Origin of the sequence: Streptomyces sp. H27-D2, assembly GCF_035828615.1 — a bacterium.
Taxonomy (GTDB): domain Bacteria; phylum Actinomycetota; class Actinomycetes; order Streptomycetales; family Streptomycetaceae; genus Streptomyces.
This window is the reverse complement of record NZ_JAYMZR010000010.1, coordinates 26,701-49,617: the sequence shown is the minus strand read 5'-3', so window position 1 is coordinate 49,617 and position 22,917 is coordinate 26,701. Positions and strand designations below refer to the sequence as shown.

The 22,917-nt window shown below is 71.5% G+C and carries 21 protein-coding genes and 2 pseudogenes; 10 read left to right on the top strand and 13 right to left on the bottom strand.

What is annotated here, in order from left to right:
* Positions 1–166 precede the first annotated feature (166 nt).
* Both QMK28_RS06445 and QMK28_RS06440 read left to right on the top strand, forming a co-directional pair.
* Positions 167–790, top strand: coding sequence for a 2'-5' RNA ligase family protein (locus QMK28_RS06445; RefSeq protein ID WP_326436020.1), 624 nt, complete (start codon positions 167–169; stop codon positions 788–790).
* A 215-nt stretch (positions 791–1,005) separates the two neighbouring features.
* A pseudogene (locus tag QMK28_RS06440) lies at positions 1,006–1,846 on the top strand (YihY/virulence factor BrkB family protein); the annotation flags it as partial.
* Between the two features lie 400 nt (positions 1,847–2,246).
* On the opposite strand, the gene QMK28_RS06435 reads toward QMK28_RS06440, so the two are convergent.
* Positions 2,247–3,479 (bottom strand): D-alanyl-D-alanine carboxypeptidase family protein, encoded by a 1,233-nt coding sequence (locus QMK28_RS06435; RefSeq protein ID WP_443050558.1) that lies wholly within the window; start codon positions 3,477–3,479, stop codon positions 2,247–2,249.
* Between the two features lie 175 nt (positions 3,480–3,654).
* On the opposite strand from QMK28_RS06435, the pseudogene QMK28_RS06430 reads away from it, so the two are divergent.
* Together QMK28_RS06430 and QMK28_RS06425 are read left to right on the top strand one after the other, a co-directional pair.
* Positions 3,655–3,891, top strand: a pseudogene (locus tag QMK28_RS06430) (SCO4848 family membrane protein); the annotation flags it as partial.
* A gap of 210 nt (positions 3,892–4,101) precedes the next feature.
* Complete coding sequence (locus QMK28_RS06425) at positions 4,102–5,427, top strand: metallophosphoesterase (protein WP_326436018.1); 1,326 nt, start codon at positions 4,102–4,104, stop codon at positions 5,425–5,427.
* Positions 5,428–5,486: 59 nt separating this feature from the next.
* Here the strand turns inward: QMK28_RS06425 and QMK28_RS06420 are convergent, their stop codons facing one another.
* From QMK28_RS06420 to QMK28_RS06405, 4 genes are all read right to left on the bottom strand, one after another.
* A complete protein-coding gene (locus QMK28_RS06420; protein WP_326436017.1) occupies positions 5,487–6,233 on the bottom strand; it encodes a TetR family transcriptional regulator in 747 nt (248 codons plus the stop codon).
* A 9-nt stretch (positions 6,234–6,242) separates the two neighbouring features.
* The gene (locus QMK28_RS06415) at positions 6,243–6,833 is read right to left on the bottom strand and encodes a thiol-disulfide oxidoreductase DCC family protein (RefSeq protein WP_326436016.1); all 591 of its coding nucleotides are present in this window, start codon (positions 6,831–6,833) and stop codon (positions 6,243–6,245) included.
* 5 nt (positions 6,834–6,838) lie between these two features.
* Positions 6,839–7,291 carry a hypothetical protein gene (locus tag QMK28_RS06410; RefSeq protein ID WP_326436015.1) on the bottom strand — a complete coding sequence of 151 codons (453 nt, stop codon included), beginning with the start codon at positions 7,289–7,291 and terminating at the stop codon, positions 6,839–6,841.
* A 162-nt stretch (positions 7,292–7,453) separates the two neighbouring features.
* Positions 7,454–8,302: an alpha/beta fold hydrolase gene (locus QMK28_RS06405; RefSeq protein ID WP_326436014.1), complete on the bottom strand. Its 849-nt coding sequence runs from the start codon at positions 8,300–8,302 to the stop codon at positions 7,454–7,456.
* A 72-nt stretch (positions 8,303–8,374) separates the two neighbouring features.
* On the opposite strand from QMK28_RS06405, the gene QMK28_RS06400 reads away from it, so the two are divergent.
* Positions 8,375–8,791 (top strand): MerR family transcriptional regulator, encoded by a 417-nt coding sequence (locus QMK28_RS06400; RefSeq protein ID WP_326436013.1) that lies wholly within the window; start codon positions 8,375–8,377, stop codon positions 8,789–8,791.
* 22 nt (positions 8,792–8,813) lie between these two features.
* On the opposite strand, the gene QMK28_RS06395 is transcribed toward QMK28_RS06400, so the two are convergent.
* The 7 genes from QMK28_RS06395 to QMK28_RS06365 form a co-directional block, all read right to left on the bottom strand.
* The gene (locus QMK28_RS06395; protein ID WP_326436012.1) at positions 8,814–9,338 is read right to left on the bottom strand and encodes an HD domain-containing protein; all 525 of its coding nucleotides are present in this window, start codon (positions 9,336–9,338) and stop codon (positions 8,814–8,816) included.
* 95 nt (positions 9,339–9,433) lie between these two features.
* Positions 9,434–9,994: a GNAT family N-acetyltransferase gene (locus QMK28_RS06390; RefSeq protein ID WP_326436011.1), complete on the bottom strand. Its 561-nt coding sequence runs from the start codon at positions 9,992–9,994 to the stop codon at positions 9,434–9,436.
* A gap of 316 nt (positions 9,995–10,310) precedes the next feature.
* The gene (locus QMK28_RS06385; RefSeq protein WP_326436010.1) at positions 10,311–11,084 is read right to left on the bottom strand and encodes a succinate dehydrogenase iron-sulfur subunit; all 774 of its coding nucleotides are present in this window, start codon (positions 11,082–11,084) and stop codon (positions 10,311–10,313) included.
* The gene (gene sdhA / locus QMK28_RS06380) at positions 11,084–12,838 is read right to left on the bottom strand and encodes a succinate dehydrogenase flavoprotein subunit (RefSeq protein ID WP_326436009.1); all 1,755 of its coding nucleotides are present in this window, start codon (positions 12,836–12,838) and stop codon (positions 11,084–11,086) included. The genes QMK28_RS06385 and sdhA overlap by 1 nt, the downstream gene beginning before the upstream one ends.
* 21 nt (positions 12,839–12,859) lie before the next feature.
* Complete coding sequence (locus tag QMK28_RS06375; RefSeq protein WP_326436008.1) at positions 12,860–13,354, bottom strand: succinate dehydrogenase hydrophobic membrane anchor subunit; 495 nt, start codon at positions 13,352–13,354, stop codon at positions 12,860–12,862.
* Positions 13,355–13,357: 3 nt separating this feature from the next.
* Positions 13,358–13,738, bottom strand: a complete 381-nt coding sequence (sdhC, locus tag QMK28_RS06370; RefSeq protein ID WP_326436007.1) for a succinate dehydrogenase, cytochrome b556 subunit — start codon at positions 13,736–13,738, stop codon at positions 13,358–13,360.
* A gap of 354 nt (positions 13,739–14,092) precedes the next feature.
* The gene (locus QMK28_RS06365) at positions 14,093–14,833 is read right to left on the bottom strand and encodes a 2-oxo-4-hydroxy-4-carboxy-5-ureidoimidazoline decarboxylase (RefSeq protein ID WP_326436006.1); all 741 of its coding nucleotides are present in this window, start codon (positions 14,831–14,833) and stop codon (positions 14,093–14,095) included.
* Between the two features lie 238 nt (positions 14,834–15,071).
* Between QMK28_RS06365 and QMK28_RS06360 the strand changes: the two genes are divergently transcribed.
* The 4 genes from QMK28_RS06360 to QMK28_RS06345 all read left to right on the top strand — a co-directional run bounded on the left by QMK28_RS06360 (position 15,072) and on the right by QMK28_RS06345 (position 19,802).
* A complete protein-coding gene (locus QMK28_RS06360) occupies positions 15,072–16,790 on the top strand; it encodes a family 20 glycosylhydrolase (protein WP_326436064.1) in 1,719 nt (572 codons plus the stop codon).
* Positions 16,791–16,961: 171 nt separating this feature from the next.
* On the top strand, positions 16,962–17,507 hold the full coding sequence (locus QMK28_RS06355; protein ID WP_326436005.1) for a hypothetical protein: 546 nt from the start codon (positions 16,962–16,964) through the stop codon (positions 17,505–17,507).
* A 379-nt stretch (positions 17,508–17,886) separates the two neighbouring features.
* Complete coding sequence (locus tag QMK28_RS06350; RefSeq protein ID WP_326436004.1) at positions 17,887–18,606, top strand: RNA polymerase sigma factor; 720 nt, start codon at positions 17,887–17,889, stop codon at positions 18,604–18,606.
* Positions 18,606–19,802 (top strand): hypothetical protein, encoded by a 1,197-nt coding sequence (locus QMK28_RS06345; RefSeq protein WP_326436003.1) that lies wholly within the window; start codon positions 18,606–18,608, stop codon positions 19,800–19,802. The genes QMK28_RS06350 and QMK28_RS06345 overlap by 1 nt, the downstream gene beginning before the upstream one ends.
* Positions 19,803–20,127: 325 nt before the next feature.
* Here QMK28_RS06345 and QMK28_RS06340 read toward each other — a convergent pair whose 3' ends face one another.
* On the bottom strand, positions 20,128–21,027 hold the full coding sequence (locus QMK28_RS06340) for a L,D-transpeptidase family protein (RefSeq protein WP_326436002.1): 900 nt from the start codon (positions 21,025–21,027) through the stop codon (positions 20,128–20,130).
* Positions 21,028–21,304: 277 nt separating this feature from the next.
* Here QMK28_RS06340 and QMK28_RS06335 point away from each other — a divergent pair, with 277 nt between their 5' ends.
* Positions 21,305–22,912, top strand: coding sequence for an acyl-CoA mutase large subunit family protein (locus tag QMK28_RS06335; protein ID WP_326436001.1), 1,608 nt, complete (start codon positions 21,305–21,307; stop codon positions 22,910–22,912).
* Positions 22,913–22,917: the final 5 nt, after the last annotated feature.

Sequence of the window (22,917 nt, the reverse complement as noted above, 5' to 3'; positions counted from 1 at the left end):
CCGGAGGCCCCCGGACGCCGGGGCCATGGTCCCGCAGGCCGGGGACCAGCGAAGCTCGCACAGAGGGCGACCCGCCCGGCACACTGACATCAGCGCACCGCGTGCGCACCACGGACCGGTACGCGCCAGGACGCACCGGAGCATCAGGACAGCGGAGGAGGGCGACGTGGGGACCGTAACGCTCGGCGTGTCGATCGCGGTACCGGAGCCGCACGGCAGCTTCCTCCAGGAGCGCCGCGCAGGCTTCGGCGACCCTGCCGCGCACGGCATTCCCACCCACGTCACCCTGCTGCCGCCCACCGAGGCCGACGTCGCGGCGCTGCCGGCCATCGAGCAGCACCTGGCGGAGATCGCCGCCGCGGGGCTCCCGTTCCCGATGCGACTGGAGGGCACCGACACCTTCCGCCCGCTGTCGCCTGTCGTCTTCGTGAAGCTCACCGAAGGCGCGGCGTCCTGCGCATGGCTCCAGAAGCGGGTCAGAGAGGCCTCAGGGCCGGTGGCGCGCGAATTGCAGTTCCCGTACCACCCGCACGTCACCGTCGCCCACGGCATCGCCGAGGAGGCCATGGACCGGGCCTACGCGGAGCTGGCGGACTTCGAGGCGGCCTGGACGGCCAACGGCTTCGCCCTGTACGAGCAGGGCGAGGACGGCGTCTGGCGGCTGGAGCGCGAATACCCTTTCGGCGGCGGTCCCACCGTGGACCTGCCGCGCCAGGCGGAGACACCCGCGGACTCAGCCCTGACCAGGCCCCCCGGCCCTTCCCTGAGGGCCGCGGCGCCGCGTAGCTGACCGGTCGCAGGCTTCAGCAGCGTAATCAGCGCGGCTCCGGCTACCTGCCTGGGCTGCCTGTCCGCTGTCTGGGCTACTTGTCTGCGATTTCGGGGTACGCGAACCCTGGCCTTCCGGCCGGCCGCCCAGCGGCAGTCACCGACCGTGATCGCGCCGAAGGGTACGGAGAGCCACAGATGACGACGAAAACCTCGATGAAGGGGTAGGTGTTGACCATGGATTGGTTGACCCGTCTGCCTTTGATCGGACCTGTTGTCGCGCGGTTGATGCGAACCCACGCGTGGCGGTCGTACGAGCGGCTGGACCGCGTGCGCTGGACGCGGCTGGCCGCCGCGATCACCTTCACCAGTTTCGTGGCCCTCTTCCCGCTGATCACGGTCGCTGCGGCGATCGGCGCGGCGCTGCTCACCCAGGGGCAGCTCGACGACCTGCAGAAGAAGATCGCCGACCAGGTGCCGGGCATCGCGGACCAGCTCAATCTGGACGGGCTCGTCCAGAACGCGGGCACCGTCGGCGTCATCGCCGGAGCGCTGCTCCTCTTCACCGGCATGGGCTGGGTCGAGTCGCTGCGCGAGTGCCTGCGCGCGGTCTGGGAGCGCGATGCGCCCCCCGGCAACCCGCTGCTGCGCAAGCTCAAGGACGGCGGTGTGCTGCTCGGCCTCGGTGGGGTCGCGCTGGTCTCGCTGGGCGTGTCGGCCTTCGCCGTCAGCGCGGTCGGCTGGGCAGCGGACCTCATCGGCATCCCCGAGAACGGGGTCGGCAGCTGGCTGCTGCGGCTGGCGGCCTTCCTGGCGGCGGTCGGCGCCGACTTCCTGCTGCTGCTGTACGTACTGACGTGGCTGCCCGGAGTGTCCCCGCCGCGCCGCGCGCTGATCGTCGCGGGCTTGATCGGCGCGGTCGGCTTCGAGGTGCTCAAGATCCTGATCAGCGGCTATCTCCAAGGCGTCGCGTCGAAGAGCATGTACGGCGCGTTCGGCACGCCCATCGCGCTGCTGCTGTGGATCAACTTCACAGCCAAGCTGCTGCTGTTCTGCGCGGCCTGGACGGCGGCGCGGCACGACGAGCGAAGCCTCTCCGAGACCGCGGAGCAGGCCGCGACGCTGGCCGAGGCCGAGGTCATGGCCGACGCGGAGAACGGCGGTGGGAACGGCGGTGAGAGCGGCGCGGAGATGGGGGCTCGCCCCGCCGCTGCCATCCGCATCCCCGCGAGTAGCACTGAATCCGGCGAATCCGGCGAATCCGGCGGCAACGGCGGCAACGGCGGCAACGGCGTGAGCATGGGGCGCGCAAGCGCCGCCCGCGCGCCGGAGGGGGCCCGCGCGCCGGAGGGGGCCCGCGCGCCGGACGAGGCCCGCTCCGGAAGTGAGGACGCCCGCCCAGAAAGGTGATGGCACCCGCGCCGAACGGGAGAGCGCCCCCGCCGAACGGGATGGCGGCAGCCCCGACCGCGACGCCGTCAGCCCCGGCGGCGACGGCCCGCCGACTGCGGACGCGGCCAGCGACGACGCACCGCGAAAGCCACTGCGGCCACTGCCACCAGCGCGGCACCAGTGACGCCGAGCGCCGTCCACATCCCGCCGGAGCCGCCGTCGGACGAGCTCACCGACGCCTGGTGCTCCGCGTCGCCGCCCTTGCCGGAGCCGCCGCCCTTGCCGGTGCCGCCGCTCTGTCCGGTGTCCCCTGCCGCGCCCTCCGGCGGGACGAGGGCGCCGACCGGCTCGACCGAGCCGGCCGCCTTGAATCCCCAGTCGAAGAGCCGCGCGGTCTCCTGGTAGGAGGCGTTGCGCTCCTTGGAATTCGGGTTCATGACGGTGACCAGCAGCACCCGGTCACCACGCTGGGCGACGCCGGTGAAGGTGGAGCCGGCGTGCGAGGTGAACCCGTTCTTGACGCCGGCGATGCCCTTGTACGGGGCGAGCCCGAAGTCCCCGGTCAGCAGCCGGTTGGTGTTCTGGATCTCGAAGGACTCGCGCTTCGGCGGCTTGTCGTCGCCCTTCTTCGGCTTCTTCAGCTCGCCGGGGAACTTCGCGTTCGCCGTCGAGCAGTACTCGCGGAAGTCGGCGTTCTGCAGCCCGGAGCGGGCGAAGAGCGTGAGGTCGTACGCGCTGCTGACCTGGCCCTTCTCGTCGTAGCCGTCGGGGGTGACGACATGCGTGTCGCCCGCCCGCAGCTTGTTCGCGTGCTGCTGCATCTCCCGGACGGTCTTCGCGGTGCCGCCGTTCATCGCGGAGAGCACGTGCACCGCGTCGTTCCCGGACCGCAGGAAGACGCCGAGCCACAGGTCGTGCACCGAGTAGCTCTGCTTCTCCTTGATGCCGACCAGGCTGCTGCCCGCGCCCATGCCCGCGAGGTCCGACGGCTCGACCGTGTGGGTCTTCGTCTTGGGGAACTTCGGCAGCACGGTGTCCGCGAACAGCATCTTCAGGGTGCTGGCGGGGGCAAGCTGCCAGTGCGCGTTGTGCGCCGCCAGGACGTCACCGGACTCGGCGTCCGCGACGATCCACGAGCGGCCGGTCAGCTTCTTCGGCAGCGCGGGCGCGCCGGCCGAGAGCTGCGTCTGCGTACCCGGGCGGCCGAGCCGTTCCCCGCCCACGGCGGACATCTTGGCAGGTGGCCGCGGCTGCTTGCGCTTGCCTCCGGGTTCGTCGTCGGCGTGCGCGACAGGGGCTGCCAGCAGCAGACAGGGCATCAGCAGCGAGGCGGTCGTCAGGACCGCGGCAGCGCGCCGCTTCGGGGCGGGCGCTGCGGAAGGAGAGGTGGGCACGCTCGTGAACGTACCCGGCGAGCCGGCCGACGAGAACGCTGCCCCACCCACAAGTGCCCCTGCCGCGGGCCGAAGGCTCCCGGCGGCCATACTGGGTTCCATGAAGCTCAGCCGCCCCGTCTCCTGGTTCCTGCTCGCCTTCGGGGTGTGGAGCTGGTTCATTTGGATCACTTTCGTAAAGAACCTTTGGCAGGACGGCAGCGGGCTCGCCTTTGACGACTCCGGCGACCCGACCGCGTACTTCTGGGTTCACCTGCTGCTCGCGATTGCCTCGTTTCTCTTGGGGACGGGTGTGGGGGTGGTCGGGTTCCGTGGAGTGCGCGCATTGCGTGGTCAATCCACGGAATCCACCAGCCCCACCGGTTCCGCGGGTGCCGACAAGCCCACGGACGAGCCCACTGGTCCGATCGGTTCGACCGGTCCGACCGGTAGCGCCGACGCTGACAAGTCCGCTGGCCCGACTGGCTCCGCCGACGCGGCCAGGTCCACTGGTTCCGCCGACACTGTCGGCTCCGCAGGCTCTGCCGGATAAGGTCGGTACGGGGTAATGATCCTGGTCACGATTCTGATCGTGCTGGTCATCGTCGGCCTGCTGGTCTGCGTCCACTGGTATCTGTGGCGGCGACTGGTGCGCGACATCAGCGCACCCGGCGGCCGGGCGCGCCGGGCGGGCACGGTGGCGGTTTTCGTGCTGCCCCTGCTCACCTTCGGCGCGGTGACCTCGGAGAGGGCCGGCGCGCCCTTCGGCGTGCAACAGGCGCTCGCCTGGCCGGGATTCCTGTGGCTGGCTGTACTGCTGTATCTGACGCTCGCGGTGCTGGTCGGCGAGGTGGTGCGGCCCGTGTTGACACGGCTGCTCACCCGGCGCGCGGCCGTCCGCGCGAGCTCCCCACAAGCGCCCCCGGCGGTCGTGACGGTGCCGGACACGCGGGCGGCGGACGCGACAGCGCCGTACGCGGGCGCACCGGAAACGGCGGCAGCGGGCCCCGGCGGCACTGTCGGCGAAAACGAGCCGCGGAGCGACCCGGCGACCACCTCACGGCGGTTGTTCGTCGCCCGTACGGCCGCCATCGGCGCGACCGCGGCGGCCCTGGGGACGGTCGGCTACGGCACGTACACCGTGATGCGCGGCCCGACGGTGAAGCGGATCACCGTCCCGCTCGCCAAACTGCCCGTCAGGTCGCACGGCTTCCGGATCGCGGTCGTCAGCGACATCCACCTCGGGCCGATCCTCGGCCGCGCCCACACACAGCGCATCGTGGAAACGATCAACCGCACCAACCCCGACCTGATCGCGATCGTCGGCGACCTGGCCGACGGCAGCGTCGAGGACCTCGGCCCGGCCGCCGAGCCGCTGCGCCGGCTGCGGGCCCGGCACGGCTCATATTTCGTCACCGGCAATCACGAGTACTTCTCCGGTGCGCGCGAGTGGGTCGACAAGGTCCGTGAACTGGGCGTCCACCCGCTGGAGAACGCCCGCACCGAGCTGCCCGGCTTTGATCTGGCCGGAGTCAACGACATCTCCGGCGAGGGCGAGGGCAGCCGGGGCGAGGATCTGGGGCCCGACTACGGGCGCGCGCTGGGGGATCGCGATCCGGCGCGCGCGTCGGTGCTCCTCGCGCACCAGCCGGTGATGATCCACGAAGCGGTCAAGCACGGCGTCGACCTCCAGCTGTCCGGCCACACCCACGGCGGGCAGGTGTGGCCCGGCAACTACGTCGCGGAGCTGGCCAACCCGACCGTCGCCGGGATGGAGCGCTACGGCGACACCCAGCTGTACGTCACACGCGGCGCGGGGGCCTGGGGCCCGCCGGTACGGGTCGGCGCGCCGCCGGACGTCACGATCGTCGAGCTGGCGTCCCTGCGGGCCTGAGCGGGCGCCACTGCCGGGGGCGCCGCTTCAGGGGCGCGTGGGGCGGTATGCGGGGGCGCTCACGCGCGTTTGCGCGCCTGAGCGGATCCGGCCGCTCCCGCGGCCGTCGGCAGGAATTCGGTGAGCAGGTCGTTGATCTCGCGCACCAGCGGGCGCAGCACCCTGAACCGCGAGAGCGAGACGGCCCGGCCGACCAGCGGGGCCGTGCGCTCCACCAGGCGGCGGCTGCGCGCGCTGTCGGGGGAGCGGTCGTGGACCCAGTACAGGACGAGCCCCATCTGGTAGAGCCAGAGCAACTGGGGCAGCAGTTCGGTCAGCTCCGGATCCGCTGTGACGCGCGCCCCGGCCAGCACCTGCCGGTGGATGCCGATCGCGGTGTCACGGGCCCCGTGCGACTCGTCCGAGAAGGGGCTGAGCGGGCTGTCCGGGTCGGCGGCGTTCTTGAAGAACTGGCCGGCGAACTCGTGGTACGGCGCGGCCAGGTCGAGCCACGCGAGGAGTACGCCGCGAAGCCGCGCCGCGAGGTCCGTCTCCTCGGCGAGCACCGGGCGGACCGCCGCCGTGTGCTCGGTGGCGATCCGGTCGTAGAACCCCTGCACGAGGTGTTCCTTGGAGCCGTAGTAGTAGTACGCGTTGCCGACGGAGACCCCGGCCTCCTTGGCGATGCTCCGCATGGTGGTCTTGTCGTAGCCGCGCTCCTGGAAGAGGCGCAGAGCGGTCTCAAGGATGAGCGTCCGTGTCTGCTCGCTCTTGGAGGGTTGCTGCCGCTTGTTGCTCTGACTGTCGGTCGGTACTGCGTCGTCCACGGGATGAGCCTAATGGGGCCGATGGGGGGCGGGTGCGGTGCGGCCGTCGGTGCCGCAGCCGCTGGTGCGGTCGTCCGTGCAGCCGACATGCTGGCCGTTGGTGCGGACGCCCGTGCTGCCGTCCCGGTCAACGATCGGAGCCCAGCCGCCGGGAGGGCCGCCGCGGCGGGGGTCACGGGCCGCGCCCCCGGCGACGGCCCGGTTGCCGCCCCGGTTGGCGGCCTCGCGGTACTTGGCCGCCGCGAGCACGGCGGCGCGGGCGAGCGGGGCGCCGGCCGGGGTGCTGAGCCGGTGGGAGAGGGGCCGGTACTCGGCCAGCGCCCAGAGGCACACCACCCAGGCGGCGGACGCCCGGTAGACCTGGCCGCCGTCCCCGATCACCGTGATCTCGCGTTCGGCCGAGGAGTGGTCGAAGCCGGGGAAGCGCCGGTGCGCCTCGGCCGATCCGACGGGCACCAGGTCGAGGGGGACGAGCTGACGCTGTCCGGCGAGCCAGTCCCGTACGAAGGCGCAGAGCGGGCAGTTCGGGTCGTACAGCACGGTGAGCCGGCGGACCGGGGCGAGAGCGCCCCGGTCGGCCGCGGCTGCTCCGGTGGCCACGGCGCTCACGCCCCGGCCCCGGCGCCTGCCGCGCCACCCTGCGCTCCGGGGGCTCCGGGGGCTCCTGGGGTGAGCCACTGCTGCGGGGCCATGGGCGGAGTCTGCTCGCGCTCCATCAGGCCCCTGCGACGGATCTTGTTGAGGACGAAGACGTTGCCCAGGTGCAGCACCCCGAGCACCAGCAGGACGACGCCGAGCTTCACTGAGAGGGCCTCCACGAGTTCGCGGGCGTCGAGCACCGCGTTGGTCGCCTTCAGGTGCAGGGCGACGAAGCCGAGGTTGATCAGGTAGAAGCCGACCACCAGGAGGTGGTTGACGGCGTCGGCGAGCTTCTCGTTGCCGTGCAGGACGTCGGCCAGGAAGATCCGGCCGTTGCGGCTGAGGGTGCGGGCCACCCAGAGCGTCAGGCTGATGCTGATGATCAGGTAGATGACATAGGCGACGACTGTGAGGTCCATCCCCACTCCTTCTTGAACGTGTTCAAAAGTTGATTGCACGGCTGACTGTAGGCCCTTTTTTGAACATGTTCAAGAGTGTGGAGTGGGGGGAGTGGGGACCCAGCCGTGCGCTGGGTCTCAAGTCGTGCGCCGGGATCGCGCGCCGGGGGCGTGCGCTCGGCCTCAGAGCGAGTGCTTCGCGAGGAAGTCCGCCACCAGCGCCTGCCACTCCGCGGGCCGCTCCGCCATCGCCACATGCCCGGTCGCGATCTCGGCGTACGCGGCCCCGGGGATTCCGTCCGCCAGGAAGCGCGAGTTGGCGGGGGAGACCAGGGTGTCCTGGGTGGGGGCGATGATCAGAGTCGGCGCCGATATCCCCGCGAGGTCGGCCGTCGTGTCCACCTCGGCGACCAGCGCCGCCTGCTCCGCCGCCCCGGCCGGGACGCCCGCCGCGATATCCGTCAGGAGCGACTCGAACACCTCGTCCGGCAGCGCGTTGAGGAAGTCCTCGCCGAACCCGGCGAGGGCGATGAAGCGGGCGAAACCCTCGAAGTCCTCGCACGCCAGGAAGTCCTGCCACAGCGTGAGCGAGGTCCGCGTCCGGTGGTCGGGCCGGGCCAGCCCGGCGGTGAGCACCAGCCCGCGCACCCGCTCCGGGTGGCGCGCCGCGGCTCGTACGGACACTGCCGTGCCGAGGGAGAAGCCGACGAGGGTGAAGGTCTCCACCCCGGCGGCCGTCGCCGACTCGACCAGCGCGTCGGCCAGCCCGTCGAGAGTGAGCGGCCCGGACGAGCGCGGGGTCGCGCCGGAGCCGGGGTAGTCGGGGGCGACGACCGTGTGGCCATCCGCCAGGGCCGGGACGAGCGGCCCGTAGTTGCCCTCGATACTGCCGCCCGCACCGTGCGCGAGCAGGATGCCGGGGCCGGAGCCGGTGACGGTGGTGGCGAGCGCCGGGGTGCCGGCGTGGGCGGTCGGGGCGGTCGGGGCGCCAGCGGCGGGAACAGTGGCCGGGGCTGCGGGAATCTGTGTCATGGCGCAGAGGTTGGCACTTCACATCAGTGTGAAGGTCAAGTCCGAAGGTCAAGCCCGTACGAGGGGGACGCGATGCGGATCGGTCAATTGGCTCGCTTGAGCGGCGTCAGCACCCGGCTGCTGCGCTACTACGAGGAACAGGGCCTGCTACGCGCCGAGCGGGACAGTAATGACTACCGCCGCTACGGCCCGGAAGCCCCTGAGCTCGTCGCCCGCATCCGCGGTCTGCTGGCCGCCGGGCTGTCCACCGACGTCATCCGCGGGCTGCTGCCGTGCGCTCCGCCCGGCACCGGCCTCGGGCTGGTGCCGTGCGACGCGGTACGCGACACGCTGCGCGAGCAGTTGTCCCGGACGGACGCGGACATCGCGGAGCTCCTTCGCAGCCGCGAGGTGCTGGCCGGTTACAGCGCGGCCACCGAGGAGCGCTCGCGATCGGTCGGCGGCGAGTTCGTACTCAGCCTCCCGACCAGTCGAGCAGCGACGGGTTGACGCGCCGCACCACCGCTTGCAGTCAGTCTCCCGACCGGTCCAACAGTGACGGGTTGACGCGCCGCACCACCGCTTCCAACTGGTCCCGGCCGACCGTCGGCCAGAGCAGCCGGCGGGCCGCCCGGTACTTCGCCTCCAGCCGCTTGCGGTCCCCGGCGGGCAGGGCGGCGGTGCGGTCGGGGTGGGAGTTGTGCGCGTTGTCGGCGATCTTGAGGAGGGCCACCTCCTCGTCACCGGCCTCGGCGGCTTCGACGATCGAACGGATCATGGCCTCGTATGGCACGCCCGGCCTGTTGGTCACGGCGTCGACCAGTGCGACCACCTCGGCCGGGACGCCCGCCGCCAGCAGGCCGTCCAGGGTCCATTCGGTGTCCTCGACCACGTCGTGCAACAGACCCGCCTGGGCGAGGCGTTCGCTGATGGGCGCGAGACCGCGGGCGACGGCCCGCACATGCTCGACGTACGGCACGCCTATCCGGTCGGTCTGGCCTGCGTGCGCCTCGGCGGCGAGGGCGTCGGTCTCGGCGAGGGTGAGCCGGCGATGCATGGCGGCCTCCTTTTCGGTGGACAGGCTGCTCGGCGGACAGCCTCAGTGTCCACCCGGGAGGACGCCGAGGGGACCCGCGAAGACCTACAGACAGCTCAGGTCGGCGGTCGCCGGTCGTGCAGGACGCGCTGGAAGAGCAAATGGTCGCGCCAGGCCCCGTTGATGTGCAGGTAGTTCCTGGCGGCGCCGATCAGCTCGAAGCCGCACTTGGACAGCACCCGCTGGGAAGGCTGGTTGTCGACGACCGTTCCGGCCTGGACACGATGCAGTCCCAGCTGTTCGTCCGCCGCCCGGTAGGCGAGCCGTACCGCTGTCGTGGCGATGCCCCGGCCGGTGTACTCCGCGTCCACCCAGTAGCCGAGGTTGGCGCTGCGAAAGGGGCCCAGCGCGATGTTGGAGAGCGTCACCGCGCCGACGACGCGGTCCCCGTCGGTGAGCAGCCAGGGCATCAGCCGGCCCTGGCGCTGCTGTTGCAACTGCGCGCGCAGCCAGTCGGCCTGCCCCCTGGCGGTGTAGAACTCCTCGGGACGGCGGGGTTCCCAGGGCTGGAGGTGGTCGCGGTTGCGGAGATAGCTCCGGCTCAGAGCTGCGGCATCCCCCGGGGTCGCCGGTCTGAGCAGTACGTCATCGGTTACGGCGACGGAACCAGTGATCATCCCGTCAGCTTAAGGGCCGCGCGGAAGCCGCGCAGAAGCCGCGCAGACAGGCCGCGCGCGAGCCGGCGTGCGACACCGCGCGCAAGGCCGCTCGCAAACCCGCGCAAGGCCGCTCGCAAATCCGCGCACGGGCCCCGCCCGCAAGCCCCCCAGGAACCAGCGAAAGGCCGGCCCCCGTACGCGTAAAACGTACGGGAACCGACCTTTCGGCCGTACAGACCCGGCGGCCCTCGGCCGTACAGACGCCGCGCGGCCGGCCGTACCGGCACCGCACCGCCCTGCCACCGCCGAACTGTCCTACCGGCGTCGCGAGACGTCAGAAGCGGCGGGTGATCAGCGCCCGCTTGACTTCCTGGATCGCCTTGGTGACCTCGATGCCACGCGGGCATGCGTCGGTGCAGTTGAAGGTGGTGCGGCAGCGCCAGACGCCGTCCTTGTCGTTCAGGATCTCCAGCCGCTGCTCACCGCCCTCGTCGCGCGAGTCGAAGATGAAGCGGTGCGCGTTGACGATCGCCGCCGGGCCGAAGTACTGGCCGTCGTTCCAGAACACCGGGCACGAGGAGGTGCACGCGGCGCACAGGATGCACTTGGTGGTGTCGTCGAAGCGCTCGCGGTCCTCGGAGGACTGGAGGCGCTCGCGGGTCGGCTCGTTGCCGGTCGTGATCAGGAAGGGCATCACGTCGCGGAAGGCCTGGAAGAACGGGTCCATGTCGACCACGAGGTCCTTGAGAACCGTGAGGCCCTTGATGGCCTCGACCGTGATCGGCTTGTCCGGGTTGATGTCCTTGATCAGCGTCTTGCACGCCAGCCGGTTGCGGCCGTTGATCCGCATCGCGTCGGAGCCGCAGATGCCGTGCGCGCAGGAGCGCCGGAAGGTCAGAGTGCCGTCCACGTCCCACTTGATCTTGTGGAGGGCGTCGAGGACGCGCTCCTTGGGATCGATGTCGAGCTGGAAGTCCTCCCAGCGCGACTCGTCCGAGACCTCCGGGTTGAACCGGCGGATCCGGAACGTGACGGTGATGGTGTGCGCTGCGGAGTCCTCGGCGGAGTCCAGTGCGTTCGAGCGCTTCTCAAGCGTCGGGGTGCTCATCAGTACTTACGCTCCATCGGCTGGTAGCGGGTCGTGACGACCGGCTTGTAATCGAGCCGGATCGACTCGGTGCCGTCGGCGCTCGTCTCGCGGTACGCCATGGTGTGCCGCATGAAGTTGACGTCGTCGCGGGTCGGGAAGTCCTCGCGGTAGTGACCGCCGCGGGACTCCTTGCGGGCGAGCGCGGACACCGCCATGACCTCGGCCAGGTCGAGCAGGTTGCCCAGCTCGACGGCCTCCAGCAGGTCGGTGTTGAAGCGCTTGCCCTTGTCCTGCACGGACACGGTCAGGTAGCGCTCGCGCAGGGCGCCGATCGTCTCGACGGCCGTCTTGATCGTCTGCTCGGTACGGAACACCATCACATTGGCGTCCATGCACTCCTGGAGCTCCTTGCGGATGTCGGCGACCCGCTCGGTTCCGGTGGAGTCGCGCAGCCGCTCGACCTGGGAGACGACCATGGCGGCCGGGTCCTCGGGCAGCTCGACGTAGTCGTGCTTCGCCGAGTACTCGGCGGCGGCGATGCCGGCCCGCTTGCCGAAGACGTTGATGTCCAGCAGCGAGTTGGTGCCCAGCCGGTTGGCGCCGTGCACGGAGACACAGGCGACCTCGCCGGCCGCGTACAGGCCCGGCACGACCGTGGTGTTGTCCGAGAGCACCTCGCCCTGGACGTTGGTGGGGATGCCGCCCATGGCGTAGTGCGCGGTCGGCTGGATCGGGATCGGGTCCGTGTAGGGCTCGATGCCGAGGTAGGTCCGCGCGAACTCGGTGATGTCCGGCAGCTTGGCGTCCAACTGCTCCGGCGGCAGGTGGGTGAGGTCGAGGTAGACGTGGTCGCCCTCGGGTCCGCAGCCACGGCCCTCGCGGATCTCGGTGTAGATCGAGCGGGACACCACGTCGCGCGACGCGAGGTCCTTCATGACGGGCGCGTACTTCTCCATGAAGCGCTCGCCGTCCTTGTTGCGCAGGATGCCGCCCTCGCCGCGCGCGCCCTCGGTGAGCAGGATGCCCATCCGCCAGATGCCCGTCGGGTGGAACTGGAAGAACTCCATGTCCTCCAGCGGCAGCCCGCGGCGGTACGCCACGGCCTGGCCGTCACCGGTCAGGGTGTGCGCGTTCGACGTCACCTTGAAGAACTTGCCGGTACCGCCGGAGGCGAAGATGACGGCCTTCGCCTGGAAGACGTGGATCTCGCCGGTCGCCAGCTCGTACGCGACGACGCCGGCGGTCTTCTTGACCCCGTCGACCTCGGTGAGCAGCAGGTCCAGCACGTAGAACTCGTTGTAGAACTCCACGCCCTCCTTGACGCAGTTCTGATACAGCGTCTGGAGGATCATGTGGCCGGTGCGGTCCGAGGCGTAACAGGACCGGCGGACCGGGGCCTCGCCGTGGTTGCGGCTGTGGCCGCCGAACCGGCGCTGGTCGATGGTGCCGTCCGGCGTGCGGTTGAACGGCAGGCCCATCTTCTCCAGGTCGAGAACGGAGTCGATGGCCTCCTTCGCGAGGATCTCGGCGGCGTCCTGGTCGACCAGGTAGTCGCCGCCCTTGATCGTGTCGAAGGTGTGCCACTCCCAGTTGTCCTCCTCGACGTTCGCGAGGGCGGCGGCCATGCCGCCCTGCGCGGCGCCGGTGTGGGAGCGCGTCGGGTACAGCTTCGTCAGGACGGCGGTGCGGCTGCGCTTGGTCGACTCGATGGCCGCGCGCATGCCGGCGCCACCGGCGCCGACGATGACGGTGTCGTACTTGTGGATCTTCATGTCTGGCGTCAGCCCCGGGCTCTAGCGGATGTTCGGGTCGAAGGTGAAGATCACCAGCGTGCCGAGGAGCACGGTGAACACCGTGGCCGTGAACAGCAGCGTCTTCAGCCAGAAGCGGGTATTGGGCCGCTCGGCGTAGTCATTGATGACCGTGCGCAGGCCGTTCGCGCCGTGCAGCATCGCGAGCCACAGCATCAACAGGTCCCAGCCCTGCCAGAACGGCGAGGCCCAGCGGCCGGCCACGAAGGCGAAGCCGATCTTGGTCACACCGCCGTCGAGGACGAGCTGGATCAGCAGGTGGCCGAGGACCAGGACGACCAGCACGATGCCGGACAGCCGCATGAACAGCCAGCCGTACAGCTCGAAGTTGGTACGGGTCGCCTTCGGCGTGCGCTGGGTACGGGCGCGGGGCGGCTCGATGAACGGAGCCGGGTGGTCCACGTCGTACCGCGGCGCCGAATCGGTCACGGTGGCGTCCGCGGCGGAGCCCGCGGGTGAAGAAGTCTCTGCAGACATGGCTCAGCTCCCGAACAGAGTGCGCAGGGTGTGCGACAGGATCGGGTAGAAAGCCCCCGCCATCAGCACGGCCCAAATGCCGACAACGGTCCAGAGCAGCTGCTTCTGGTACTTCGGGCCCTTCGACCAGAAGTCCACGGCTACGACCCGCAGGCCGTTGAGCGCGTGGAACAGGATGGCGGCCACCAGGCCGTACTCCATCAGGTTGACGAGGGGCGTCTTGTACGTCGCGACGACATCGTCGTACGCCTCGGGGGAGACGCGGACGAGAGCGGTGTCGAGGACGTGCACGAACAGGAAGAAGAAAATGAGGACGCCAGTGACTCGATGAGCCACCCACGACCACATGCCTTCCCGGCCGCGGTACAGCGTTCCAGCCGGCACGGAAAACCCTCCGGGAGCGGGGATTGGGGCCTGCCGCCATCCTCTACTGGAAAGAATCCGCGGTGTCGGTCGGGCCCGGCCGGGTACGGTCCACCGGCCCTGGCCATCGTAGCGACGTGTTGTCGGTTCGTTTGCCCGGGGGCGGCCTGGTGTGATCAAAGAGGCACGGTTGGGCTATCAGGACAACCGGAATCGGGGCTTCCCGGATGATTCACCACAAGGTGGGGCAGCGCGAGGTGGGTCAGTGCAGGGTGGGCGTCGCGGGGTGGGTCAGTCGCCGCGCGCCGTAATCGGTGGTTCGCGGACAGTTTGCCGTAAAGGCGGGTCAGTCTGCCGTGCGCCGGAATCTGGGCTTCATGGACGGTTCGCCACGAGATGGGTCAGCCTGCCACGCGCGATCCGGCGCATTTCGTCGGCGCTGACGGCCCGCTCCTCGTCGCGGTCGTTCCCCAGCCGGGCCCGGATGCCCGCCAGCACATGGCCGAGCACCTCGGTCGGGCGGAACGAGTCCACGCAGATGACGAAGACATGGCCGAACCGGCTCTCGTACGCGGCGTGCGCGGCCCGCAGCGCGGTGTGCGCGGCGAGCGTGCCCACCCGGCGGGTGCCGGGCGGCGGCTGCTGGACGGCCGATTCGTCGGCGAGCGCCTCGGCCAGGTCGGCGGGGCCGAGGTCGTAGCTCGCCTCGTCGGCCGCGGCGAGCAGCGCGTCGAGGTCGGGGTACGGGCGGTGCACGGTCAGCCGCCGGGCCCAGCGGCGGCTGCCGCAGCAGGCGTGCAGGGCCGCTTCGACGGCGCCGGCGGGAGCCGAGTTCAACCGGTCGAGGCCGGAGAGCCCGGGCGCGGTCTCGGGGGTGATCCCGGGGCCGTTGCCGGGGCCGATGCCGGTCTCGGTCCCGGTGCCGGTCTCGGTCAGCGTCTCCGCTCCGGCCTCGGGTCGCGTCCTGGATCTCGCCTCGGACGCCGTCGTCGGCGCGATCCCGGGCGAGGCGGAATACGGGCCGTGGATCCGGGTGGGGGCGGCCGATCGGGTGACGTTCTCCTCCGGGGCGCCGTGCACGGCCGGACTGTCGCTGGACAGCGGGAACTCCTCCAACAGGAGAGATTGATCAGAAGAGATTGACGGGGCAGCGGGTGCGAACGAGTCGCAACCGTAACGATGCTTCTTCGCCGTGGCCCGACGGATGCGCGTATTTCACCCGGTCGAGAGAGTTTTCGCGCGTGCGGTGGACGAAAAGACCGGTCCTGGGCACTACCTTCGCCCGAACAGGAGGCATATGCCGATGCTGCGATTGCTGCTCAACGCGCTGTGGTCAACGAGGGTTACGCGGTGGATGCGGGCCGATCGGCCGCGGAGGGAGGGTGGGCTGCCGGCGGGGCTGTCCGTGCGGGGTCTCACGACGTCGGCCACCGTTGTCGCGCTGCTCGTCTTCACCGGCTGCTCGGACGGCTCCCAGGCCCACCCGCCCGACACCCGCGGTTCGGACGCCCGCAGCCCGGATGCGCAGAGCCCCGCCGCCCAGAGCCCGGACGGGCGGGGCGGGCAGGGCAGCGGCAGCGGACGCACCGCCTCGGCCCCCAAGCCCGCCTTCCCCGCCGCGCCGCGCACCATCCCGTCCGTACGGGCCTTCGCGCCCGCCCCGGCGGACACCTGGTCCGGCGGAGCGGAGTGGCGGCCCGCCGCCGGCACCCGCGTCATCGCCGACCCGGACGGCCCGCTCGCCGACGAGGCCCGGCTGCTCGCCAAGGAACTGGACGCGGGCCACGCGGCCGGCCCGGCCGAGCGCGGCGATGTGCAGCTCGCCATCGACCCCGGCCGGTCCGGCGGGCGCGAGGCGTACGAGCTGACGGTGCGCGACGGAACGGTCCGCATCACCGGTTCGGACCAAGCGGGGGTCTTCTATGGCACCCGGACCGTGCTCCAGGCCGTCCGCGCGGACGGCAAGCTGCGCGCCGGGACGATCCGCGACCGTCCGGACCGCCCGCAGCGCGGCCTGTCGCTCGACATCGCGCGCAAGCACTTCACGGCCGGCTGGATCGAAGCCCGGGTGCGGGAGATGGCCGACCTCAAGCTCAACCAACTGCAACTGCACTTCTCCGACGACCAGGGATTCCGGCTGGAGAGCTCCTCGCACCCGGAGATCGTCTCCGAGCAGCACCTCAGCAAGGCCGAGCTGCGCCGCATCGTCTCGCTCGCGCGCGGCCTGCACATCGCCGTCATCCCGGAGATCGACTCGCCTGGCCACCTCGGCGCCGTCATCCGGGCGCACCCGCGGCTGCAACTCAAGAACACCTCCGGCTCCGCCGTGCGCGGCGCCGTCGACATCGCCCGGCCCGAGGCCGCGCGGATCGTCGACGACTTGCTGCGCGAGTACGCGCCGCTCTTCCCCGGGCTGCCGGGCCAGGAGGCGTACGGGCATCTGGGCGGCGACGAGTACCAGGCGCTGACCGTCAAGAACCCCGAAGCGTCCTTCCCCCGGCTCGCAGCCGCGGCCCGCGCGAAGTACGGCCCGAAGGCCAAGGTCCAGGACCTCGCGACCGGCTGGCTCAACGACCGCTCCGACGTGCTGCGCAAGCTGGACCGGCGGCCCAAGGCGTGGAACGACGGCTTCTTCCGCGGCGGGGTGGTGGCCGCGCACCGGGACCGTGAGGTCGAGTACTGGACGGGCAAGGAACTCGGCGCGCGCGAGCCCCAGGAGTACCTCCGCGAGGGCCGCAAGGTGGTCAACCTCAACGACGCGTACCTCTACTACGTCCTCGGCGAACCCAACACCTTCCGCTATCCGACGGGCGAGCGGATCTACCGGCAGTGGACGCCGGCCGTCCTGCGCGGCAGCAAGCCGGTGCCCGCCTCGATGGCAGGGCCCGACCGGGTGCTCGGCGGCCGGTTCGCGGTCTGGTGCGACATTGCGGGCGCCCAGACCCAGGACCAGGTGACGCGTGGCATCCGGATGCCGCTGCGGGCGCTCGCGCAGAAGCTGTGGGAGCCGGGCGAACCGGCTCTGAGCTGGTCGGAGTTCACCGGGCTCGCCCGCGCCACGGAGCGGGGGTAGCGCGGCGCGGCGCGCGCGGTCCCGGTGCGCGCGGGGCGCTGACGCTTCAGGTGGGGCGTGCGCGAAGTGCGTGCGCGCCGGGTGAGTGGTGTGACGATCTGGGCCGTCGGGGCGCTGTCAGAGCACAGGCCCCGCAGTGTGCGGGCGCCGACGCACGCGGGTGGAGATGTCATGAGCCTCGAAGAACTGCTCGGTCGAGCCGATGAACGAGGTCTGGCCATCAGCGCGGTGGCCTGCCTGGACCGTTGCTTGCCGCCGACCGCGGGGGGCGCGGGGAACGAAGCCGCGGCGGAGGGCGCTGACAGGGCCGCAGACAGGGGCGCTGACAGGGACGCGGACGCTCTGGAGGAGGCGCCCCTGCGCGCGCTCCGGGCGGTACTCGGCGCTGGCCCGCTGGACCCGGATCCGGACCTGGACACGGTCGCGCTGGTAGCCGTTGCCCGCGCTCTGCCGGATCTCCGCGCCTGGGCGGTCGCGTGCTCGACGGCCGCACTCGACCTGCACCGGTTGCTGGACGGCGATAATCCGGACATCACGCCGCTGGCGGACTGCGAACTCCGTCGGCAGCTACGGATACTGGCGGCGCTGGAAACGCTGGACGCCAGCAGCGGCGGCGCTCTGCGTACGGTTCTCGACCTCTCCAACGAGGGCAAGCGGGTGCTCGGCGCCGCCGTCTCGCGCCGGGAGCGCGGGCGCGCGGCGCAGGAGACGGTCTGAGAGGTGGCCCGAGGGGCGGTCTGAGCGGCGGGACCGGAGGTCCGAGCGCGGGCCCGGCGGCGGCGCTGCGCCGTCCTTCGTGTTCGACGTGTCCGATGTGTCGGACGTTTCAGACGTGTCCGCCGCGTCCGAACGAAGGACGGCCGGGGTCGCCACCCCCCACAGGAGAGACCCCGGCCGTCGTCCGGTACGGGGCCGCGAACGACCACGTATTCACTACAGCGCCGGGGACGCGTTTTGTGTCACACCGGCCGTGGCGGCTGGTGGCTCCGGGGTCGCACGGCGTACGGACATGGACGTGAGCGCGCCGCAGACCGTAGCGTGCTGCTTCCGCGCCGGAGCGGGCACGCTGGTGGCCGCTGAACCGGGTGGCCGACCCATGGGGCAGGATGAGGGCGTGCAGGGGGACGACGCGGAGCTGACCGCCGCGCTGAATGCGGCGCAAGACGGCGATGAGACCGCTTTTCGAGCGGTCTACCGCGCCGTACATCCCCGCCTGATCGGATATGTCAGGACGTTGGTGGGCGAACCGGACGCCGAGGACATCGCCTCCGAAGCCTGGCTGCAGATAACGCGCGACCTCGGCCGCTTCCACGGCGACGCCGACCGCTTCCGGGGCTGGGCGGCGCGCATAGCGCGCAACCGCGCGCTCGACCACATACGGATGCGCGGGCGGCGCCCGGCCATCGGCGGCGACGAGTCCGAGCTGACCGACAAGGCGGGCGCGTCGGATACGGCGGGCGAGGCCATGGAGGCGCTCGGCACCGGCCGCACGCTCGCGCTCATCGCCCAGCTCCCGCAGGACCAGGCCGAGGCCGTCGTGCTGCGGGTGGTCGTCGGGCTCGACGCGAAGAGCGCGGCCGGCGTACTCGGCAAGCGGCCCGGCGCGGTGCGCACCGCGGCCCACCGTGGCCTGCGGAAACTGGCGGATCTGCTCGACGTGGAGACCGTGGACGGGGCATGGGAGACAGACGGCGACGCGGCTGTGGGCGGCGCCCCGGCGGTGCCCGCGCGGCGTGCCCCCCGGACGACTACTTCGATCACTGTGACATCGGCCGGTGTGACGGAATCCGTTGCGCGGACGCAGAAGGACATGTGATGGCCGACGACCGGTACAGCTGGCTGGATGAGGATGTTGCGGAGTGCTTGCTGCGTGGTGAGCCGGTCGACGGGCCTGGCCTGGCCGGGGCCGAACGGCTCTCGGCCGCGCTGAGAGCCGCCTCCGCGGCCTCCGCCGCGCCCCTTCCCGCCGTGGACAGCGCGGGCGGACCCGCCGGACGTGACGCGCGTGGACCGGACGGACGGACCGGCTCCTGCCGCCCGGACGCCTCGGTGTGCGCCGGAGACCTGGTGGGGGCGGGTGAGCTCCCGGGCGAAGCGGGCGCACTCGCCGCGTTCCGGACGGCGCGCGCGGAGCAGTCGCGCGCCGGGCGCCGGTTCGCGCGCGCCGAGGAGCGCGTCCGGGGCATCGGCCGCCCCTTCCGGGTCGGTTTCGCGGTGGTGCTGGCCGGGTGCGCGCTCGGTGGCGTCGCGGTCGCGGCCGGGACCGGCGTGCTGCCGACCCCGTTCACCCACCGGGGCGGCGACCCCGGGCCCGCGTCGAGCGTCTCCGTCGCGGGCTCTCCCGGACCGTCGGCCTCGAAGCAGGGGCCGGACGACGAGCCGCCGCCCGCCGAACCCTCCCGCAGCCCGTCGGGCTCCGCCGGACCGGACAGCGACCGGGACGACGAGCAGGATCAGGACCGGGACACGGCCGGCGGCGCTCCCGGCGCGAGCGCCTCGCCGGACGGCGGGAAGCACGACGACGGGGACGCCGGGCGAGACTGGGACAAGGGCGACGGCCCGTCCTGGGGTGGTGCGGACAAGGCGAAACGACGCCAGTTGGTGCTGGAGCTGTGCCGCGCGTACCCGACCGGGACGTACGAAGACGGAAGCTCGGTCGAGCCGAAGGCGAAGCGAAGACTTGAGCGGCTGGCGGGCGGCTCGGACGGAGTGCGCCGGTTCTGCGGCCGGGTCGCCGGCGGTGGCGGCGGCAGCGCGGACAGCGGCGGCGGAAGCGGCGGAGACGGGGGCCACGGAGACGGCGGGCATTTGCCGGGCGGCGGTGACGGCGGGGGTGACAGCGGCGGCTCGGGCGGCTCCGGCTCCGGGGGTTCGGGCGGCTCGGGCGGTTCCGCTCCGGCCTCGCCCACGGCTTCCGCGACGGCCCTTCCCCCGAGCGGCACTCCGGCGGCTCCCGCGACTCATGGCGTCACCCGGGTCACTCACGCAGGCCACGCCACAGCGCTCTGCTGAGCCCTGAGTGCCGTACCTGAGCCCTGAGAACAAGGCCTGCGCGCTGAGCCCCGAGCCGTGATCGAGACCGCTCGGGCACGCGGGCGGAGCGCGATTCCCCGTGTGAAGTTGATCGATGAACCAACTCTTCGTCCTCAGGTGTGACGTTTTTGGCGGCCCCGGCGCTGAAGGGAATGTGCCGACTGGTCATCGGCAGCGCTGAGCCCGGGGTTCCCCCCGTACCTTCGGGCTCGCGCGTATGGCGCGGGCGGGGTACGTTCCCCCGGCCCTGCCCGCGCCTCTTTCTCCGCCGGGTTTCCCGGCCCGACCCGGCCCCCGGCCGGGCTCAGTACACGACGACCTTGTCCCCGGCCCGTACCTGCTGGAACAGCGCGGAGATCTTGCCGAGGTCCCGGACGTTGACGCAGCCGTGCGAGGCGCCGTTGTAGCCACGGGCCGCGAAGTCCGCCGAGTAGTGCACCGCCTGGCCGCCGCTGAAGAACATCGCGTACGGCATCGGGGTGTCGTAGAGCGTCGAGACGTGGTGGCGGCTCTTGAAGTCCACCTGGAAGGCGCCCTCGCGGGTCGGCGTGTACTGCGAGCCGAAGCGCACGTCCATCGACGAGACCGTCCTGCCGTTCTTCATCCAGGAAAGGGTGCGGCTGTTCTTGCTGACGCACAGCACGCGGCCGTGCAGGCAGCGCGGGTCGGGCTTGGTGACGGGCAGGCTGGTCGGCGGGCGCAGGGCCGCGCGGGACGGCTGCTTCGTCAGGCCGCGCAGTGTGCGCCAGGTGGCGGCGTCGGTCCGCCCGCTGCGCGGCAGGCCGCGGTCGCGCTGGAAGGAGGAGACCGCGGCGGCGGTGATCGAGCCGTAGAAGCCCGTCGGATTGCGGTCGAAGAGGCTCAGCTGACGCAGCCGGGCCTGTAGCTCGCGGACCTGTTCGCTGCGCGCGCCGGTCGCCATGACGGCCGGCGCGGGGCGCGGGGACGGCTTCGAGCGCGGCGGGGGCGCGGAGTGGGTGGTGGGCCGCTCGCGGCTGGGCGTGGGCTTCGGTGTCGCGCTCCTGGCGTGCGACGGGGGCGCACTCGTCGGCGTACGCGCCGGAGTGGGCGAGCCGCTCGCCGCCGTCACCTGCGTCTCGCAGCCCGCGACCAGCGCCAGTACGGCCAAGAGCGCGACCGCGGCGGTCGCTGTGCGTATGCCGGACGGTTCCTTCGCGGACCCACGCGTGGACTGCTGCCTCATGACGGTGCCCCCGGATCGCTGTTGTTCCCCTCCCAGTGCTTCCCGGCGCCGCCGTCCGGCGAACCTCGGGGGCGGCGAGTCATGCTGTGAGCAAGGTCCCAGCGCGCCGGTCTCCACGGCGTGCCCGCCCGCCGCTACAGTCCGTGGCCAGGTTGACCGACTACTTGTCAGTAACACGTCGGCCGGGTCCCGGAACGGTTCCTGTTTCCGGAACGGTTCCGGGGCGGACCGGTCCCGCAGGGGACACGGCGGCGGCGATACACCGGAGGATGGAACGATGGCGCGCGAACCGGGCAGTGGCCGATCCACCGAGTCGGGGTTCCCCGTCGAGCCGGTCTACGGCCCCGACGCGCTCGCCGGCTGGGACCCCGAAGAGAAGCTGGGCGAGCCCGGGGCGTACCCCTACACGCGGGGCGTGTACCCGTCGATGTACACCGGCCGCCCCTGGACGATGCGGCAGTACGCGGGCTTCGGCACCGCCGTCGAGTCGAACGCGCGCTACCAGCAGCTGATCGCCAACGGAACCATGGGTCTGTCGGTCGCCTTCGACCTGCCGACCCAGATGGGCCACGACTCGGACGCGGCCATCGCCTCCGGCGAAGTCGGCAAGGTCGGGGTCGCCATCGATTCGATCGACGACATGCGGATTCTGTTCGGCGGCATCCCGCTGGACAAGGTCTCCACCTCGATGACGATCAACGCGCCCGCCGCGCTGCTGCTGCTCATGTACCAACTCGTCGCCGAGGAGCAGGGCGTACCGGCCGGCAAGCTCACCGGCACCATCCAGAACGACGTGCTCAAGGAGTACATCGCCCGCGGCACGTACATCTTCCCGCCCAAGCCCTCGCTGCGGCTGATCGCCGACATCTTCAAGTACTGCAAGGCCGAGATCCCGAAGTGGAACACCATCTCGATCTCCGGCTACCACATGGCGGAAGCCGGGGCCACACCCGCGCAGGAGATCGCGTTCACCCTCGCCGACGGCATCGAGTACGTCCGCACCGCCGTCGCGGCCGGCATGGACGTCGACGACTTCGCGCCCCGGCTGAGCTTCTTCTTCGTCTCGCGCACCACCATCCTCGAAGAGGTCGCCAAGTTCCGCGCCGCGCGCCGGATCTGGGCCCGGGTGATGCGCGACGAGTTCGGCGCGCAAAACCCCAAGTCGCTGATGCTGCGCTTCCACACCCAGACCGCGGGCGTGCAACTCACCGCCCAGCAGCCCGAGATCAACCTGGTGCGCGTCGCGGTACAGGGCCTCGCCGCCGTCCTCGGCGGAACCCAGTCGCTGCACACCAACTCCTACGACGAGGCCATCGCGCTGCCCACCGACAAGTCCGCGCGGCTCGCGCTCCGGACGCAGCAGGTGCTCGCCTACGAGACCGATGTGACGGCGACTGTCGACCCCTTCGCGGGCTCGTACGTCGTGGAGTCGATGACCGACGAGGTCGAAGCGGCGGCCGTCGCGCTGATGACCAGGGTCGAGGACATGGGCGGCGCGGTCAACGCCATCGAACGCGGCTTCCAGAAGGGCGAGATCGAGCGCAGCGCTTACCGCATCGCGCTGGAGACGGACGCGGGCGAGCGCGTCGTCGTCGGCATCAACCGCTACCGGCTGGACGAGGAGGAGCCCTACGAGCCGCTGCGCGTCGACCCGGCCATCGAGGCGCAGCAGGCCGCCCGGCTCGCGACGCTGCGCGCCGAGCGCGACCAGGAGGCGGTGGACGCGGCCCTGGCCGAGCTGAAGAAGGCGGCGGAGAGCGACGGGGAGAGCGCCAACGTCCTCTACCCGATGAAGGACGCGCTGGCCGCGCGGGCGACGGTCGGCGAAGTGTGCGGCGCGCTGCGGGAGGTGTGGGGGACGTATGTGCCGACCGACGTGTTCTGACGCGT

Excerpts from the sequence above, each read along its gene's own strand:
- QMK28_RS06435 (WP_443050558.1), bottom strand. The coding sequence starts at position 3,479 with ATGCCCTGTCTGCTGCTGGCAGCCCCTGTCGCGCACGCCGACGACGAA.
- QMK28_RS06425 (WP_326436018.1), top strand. The coding sequence starts at position 4,102 with ATGATCCTGGTCACGATTCTGATCGTGCTGGTCATCGTCGGCCTGCTG.
- QMK28_RS06410 (WP_326436015.1), bottom strand. The coding sequence starts at position 7,291 with ATGGACCTCACAGTCGTCGCCTATGTCATCTACCTGATCATCAGCATC.
- QMK28_RS06405 (WP_326436014.1), bottom strand. The coding sequence starts at position 8,302 with ATGACACAGATTCCCGCAGCCCCGGCCACTGTTCCCGCCGCTGGCGCC.
- QMK28_RS06400 (WP_326436013.1), top strand. The coding sequence starts at position 8,375 with ATGCGGATCGGTCAATTGGCTCGCTTGAGCGGCGTCAGCACCCGGCTG.
- QMK28_RS06395 (WP_326436012.1), bottom strand. The coding sequence starts at position 9,338 with ATGCATCGCCGGCTCACCCTCGCCGAGACCGACGCCCTCGCCGCCGAG.
- QMK28_RS06390 (WP_326436011.1), bottom strand. The coding sequence starts at position 9,994 with ATGATCACTGGTTCCGTCGCCGTAACCGATGACGTACTGCTCAGACCG.
- QMK28_RS06385 (WP_326436010.1), bottom strand. The coding sequence starts at position 11,084 with ATGAGCACCCCGACGCTTGAGAAGCGCTCGAACGCACTGGACTCCGCC.
- sdhA (WP_326436009.1), bottom strand. The coding sequence starts at position 12,838 with ATGAAGATCCACAAGTACGACACCGTCATCGTCGGCGCCGGTGGCGCC.
- QMK28_RS06375 (WP_326436008.1), bottom strand. The coding sequence starts at position 13,354 with ATGTCTGCAGAGACTTCTTCACCCGCGGGCTCCGCCGCGGACGCCACC.
- QMK28_RS06360 (WP_326436064.1), top strand. The coding sequence starts at position 15,072 with ATGCGGGCCGATCGGCCGCGGAGGGAGGGTGGGCTGCCGGCGGGGCTG.
- QMK28_RS06355 (WP_326436005.1), top strand. The coding sequence starts at position 16,962 with ATGAGCCTCGAAGAACTGCTCGGTCGAGCCGATGAACGAGGTCTGGCC.
- QMK28_RS06350 (WP_326436004.1), top strand. The coding sequence starts at position 17,887 with ATGGGGCAGGATGAGGGCGTGCAGGGGGACGACGCGGAGCTGACCGCC.
- QMK28_RS06345 (WP_326436003.1), top strand. The coding sequence starts at position 18,606 with ATGGCCGACGACCGGTACAGCTGGCTGGATGAGGATGTTGCGGAGTGC.
- QMK28_RS06340 (WP_326436002.1), bottom strand. The coding sequence starts at position 21,027 with ATGAGGCAGCAGTCCACGCGTGGGTCCGCGAAGGAACCGTCCGGCATA.
- QMK28_RS06335 (WP_326436001.1), top strand. The coding sequence starts at position 21,305 with ATGGCGCGCGAACCGGGCAGTGGCCGATCCACCGAGTCGGGGTTCCCC.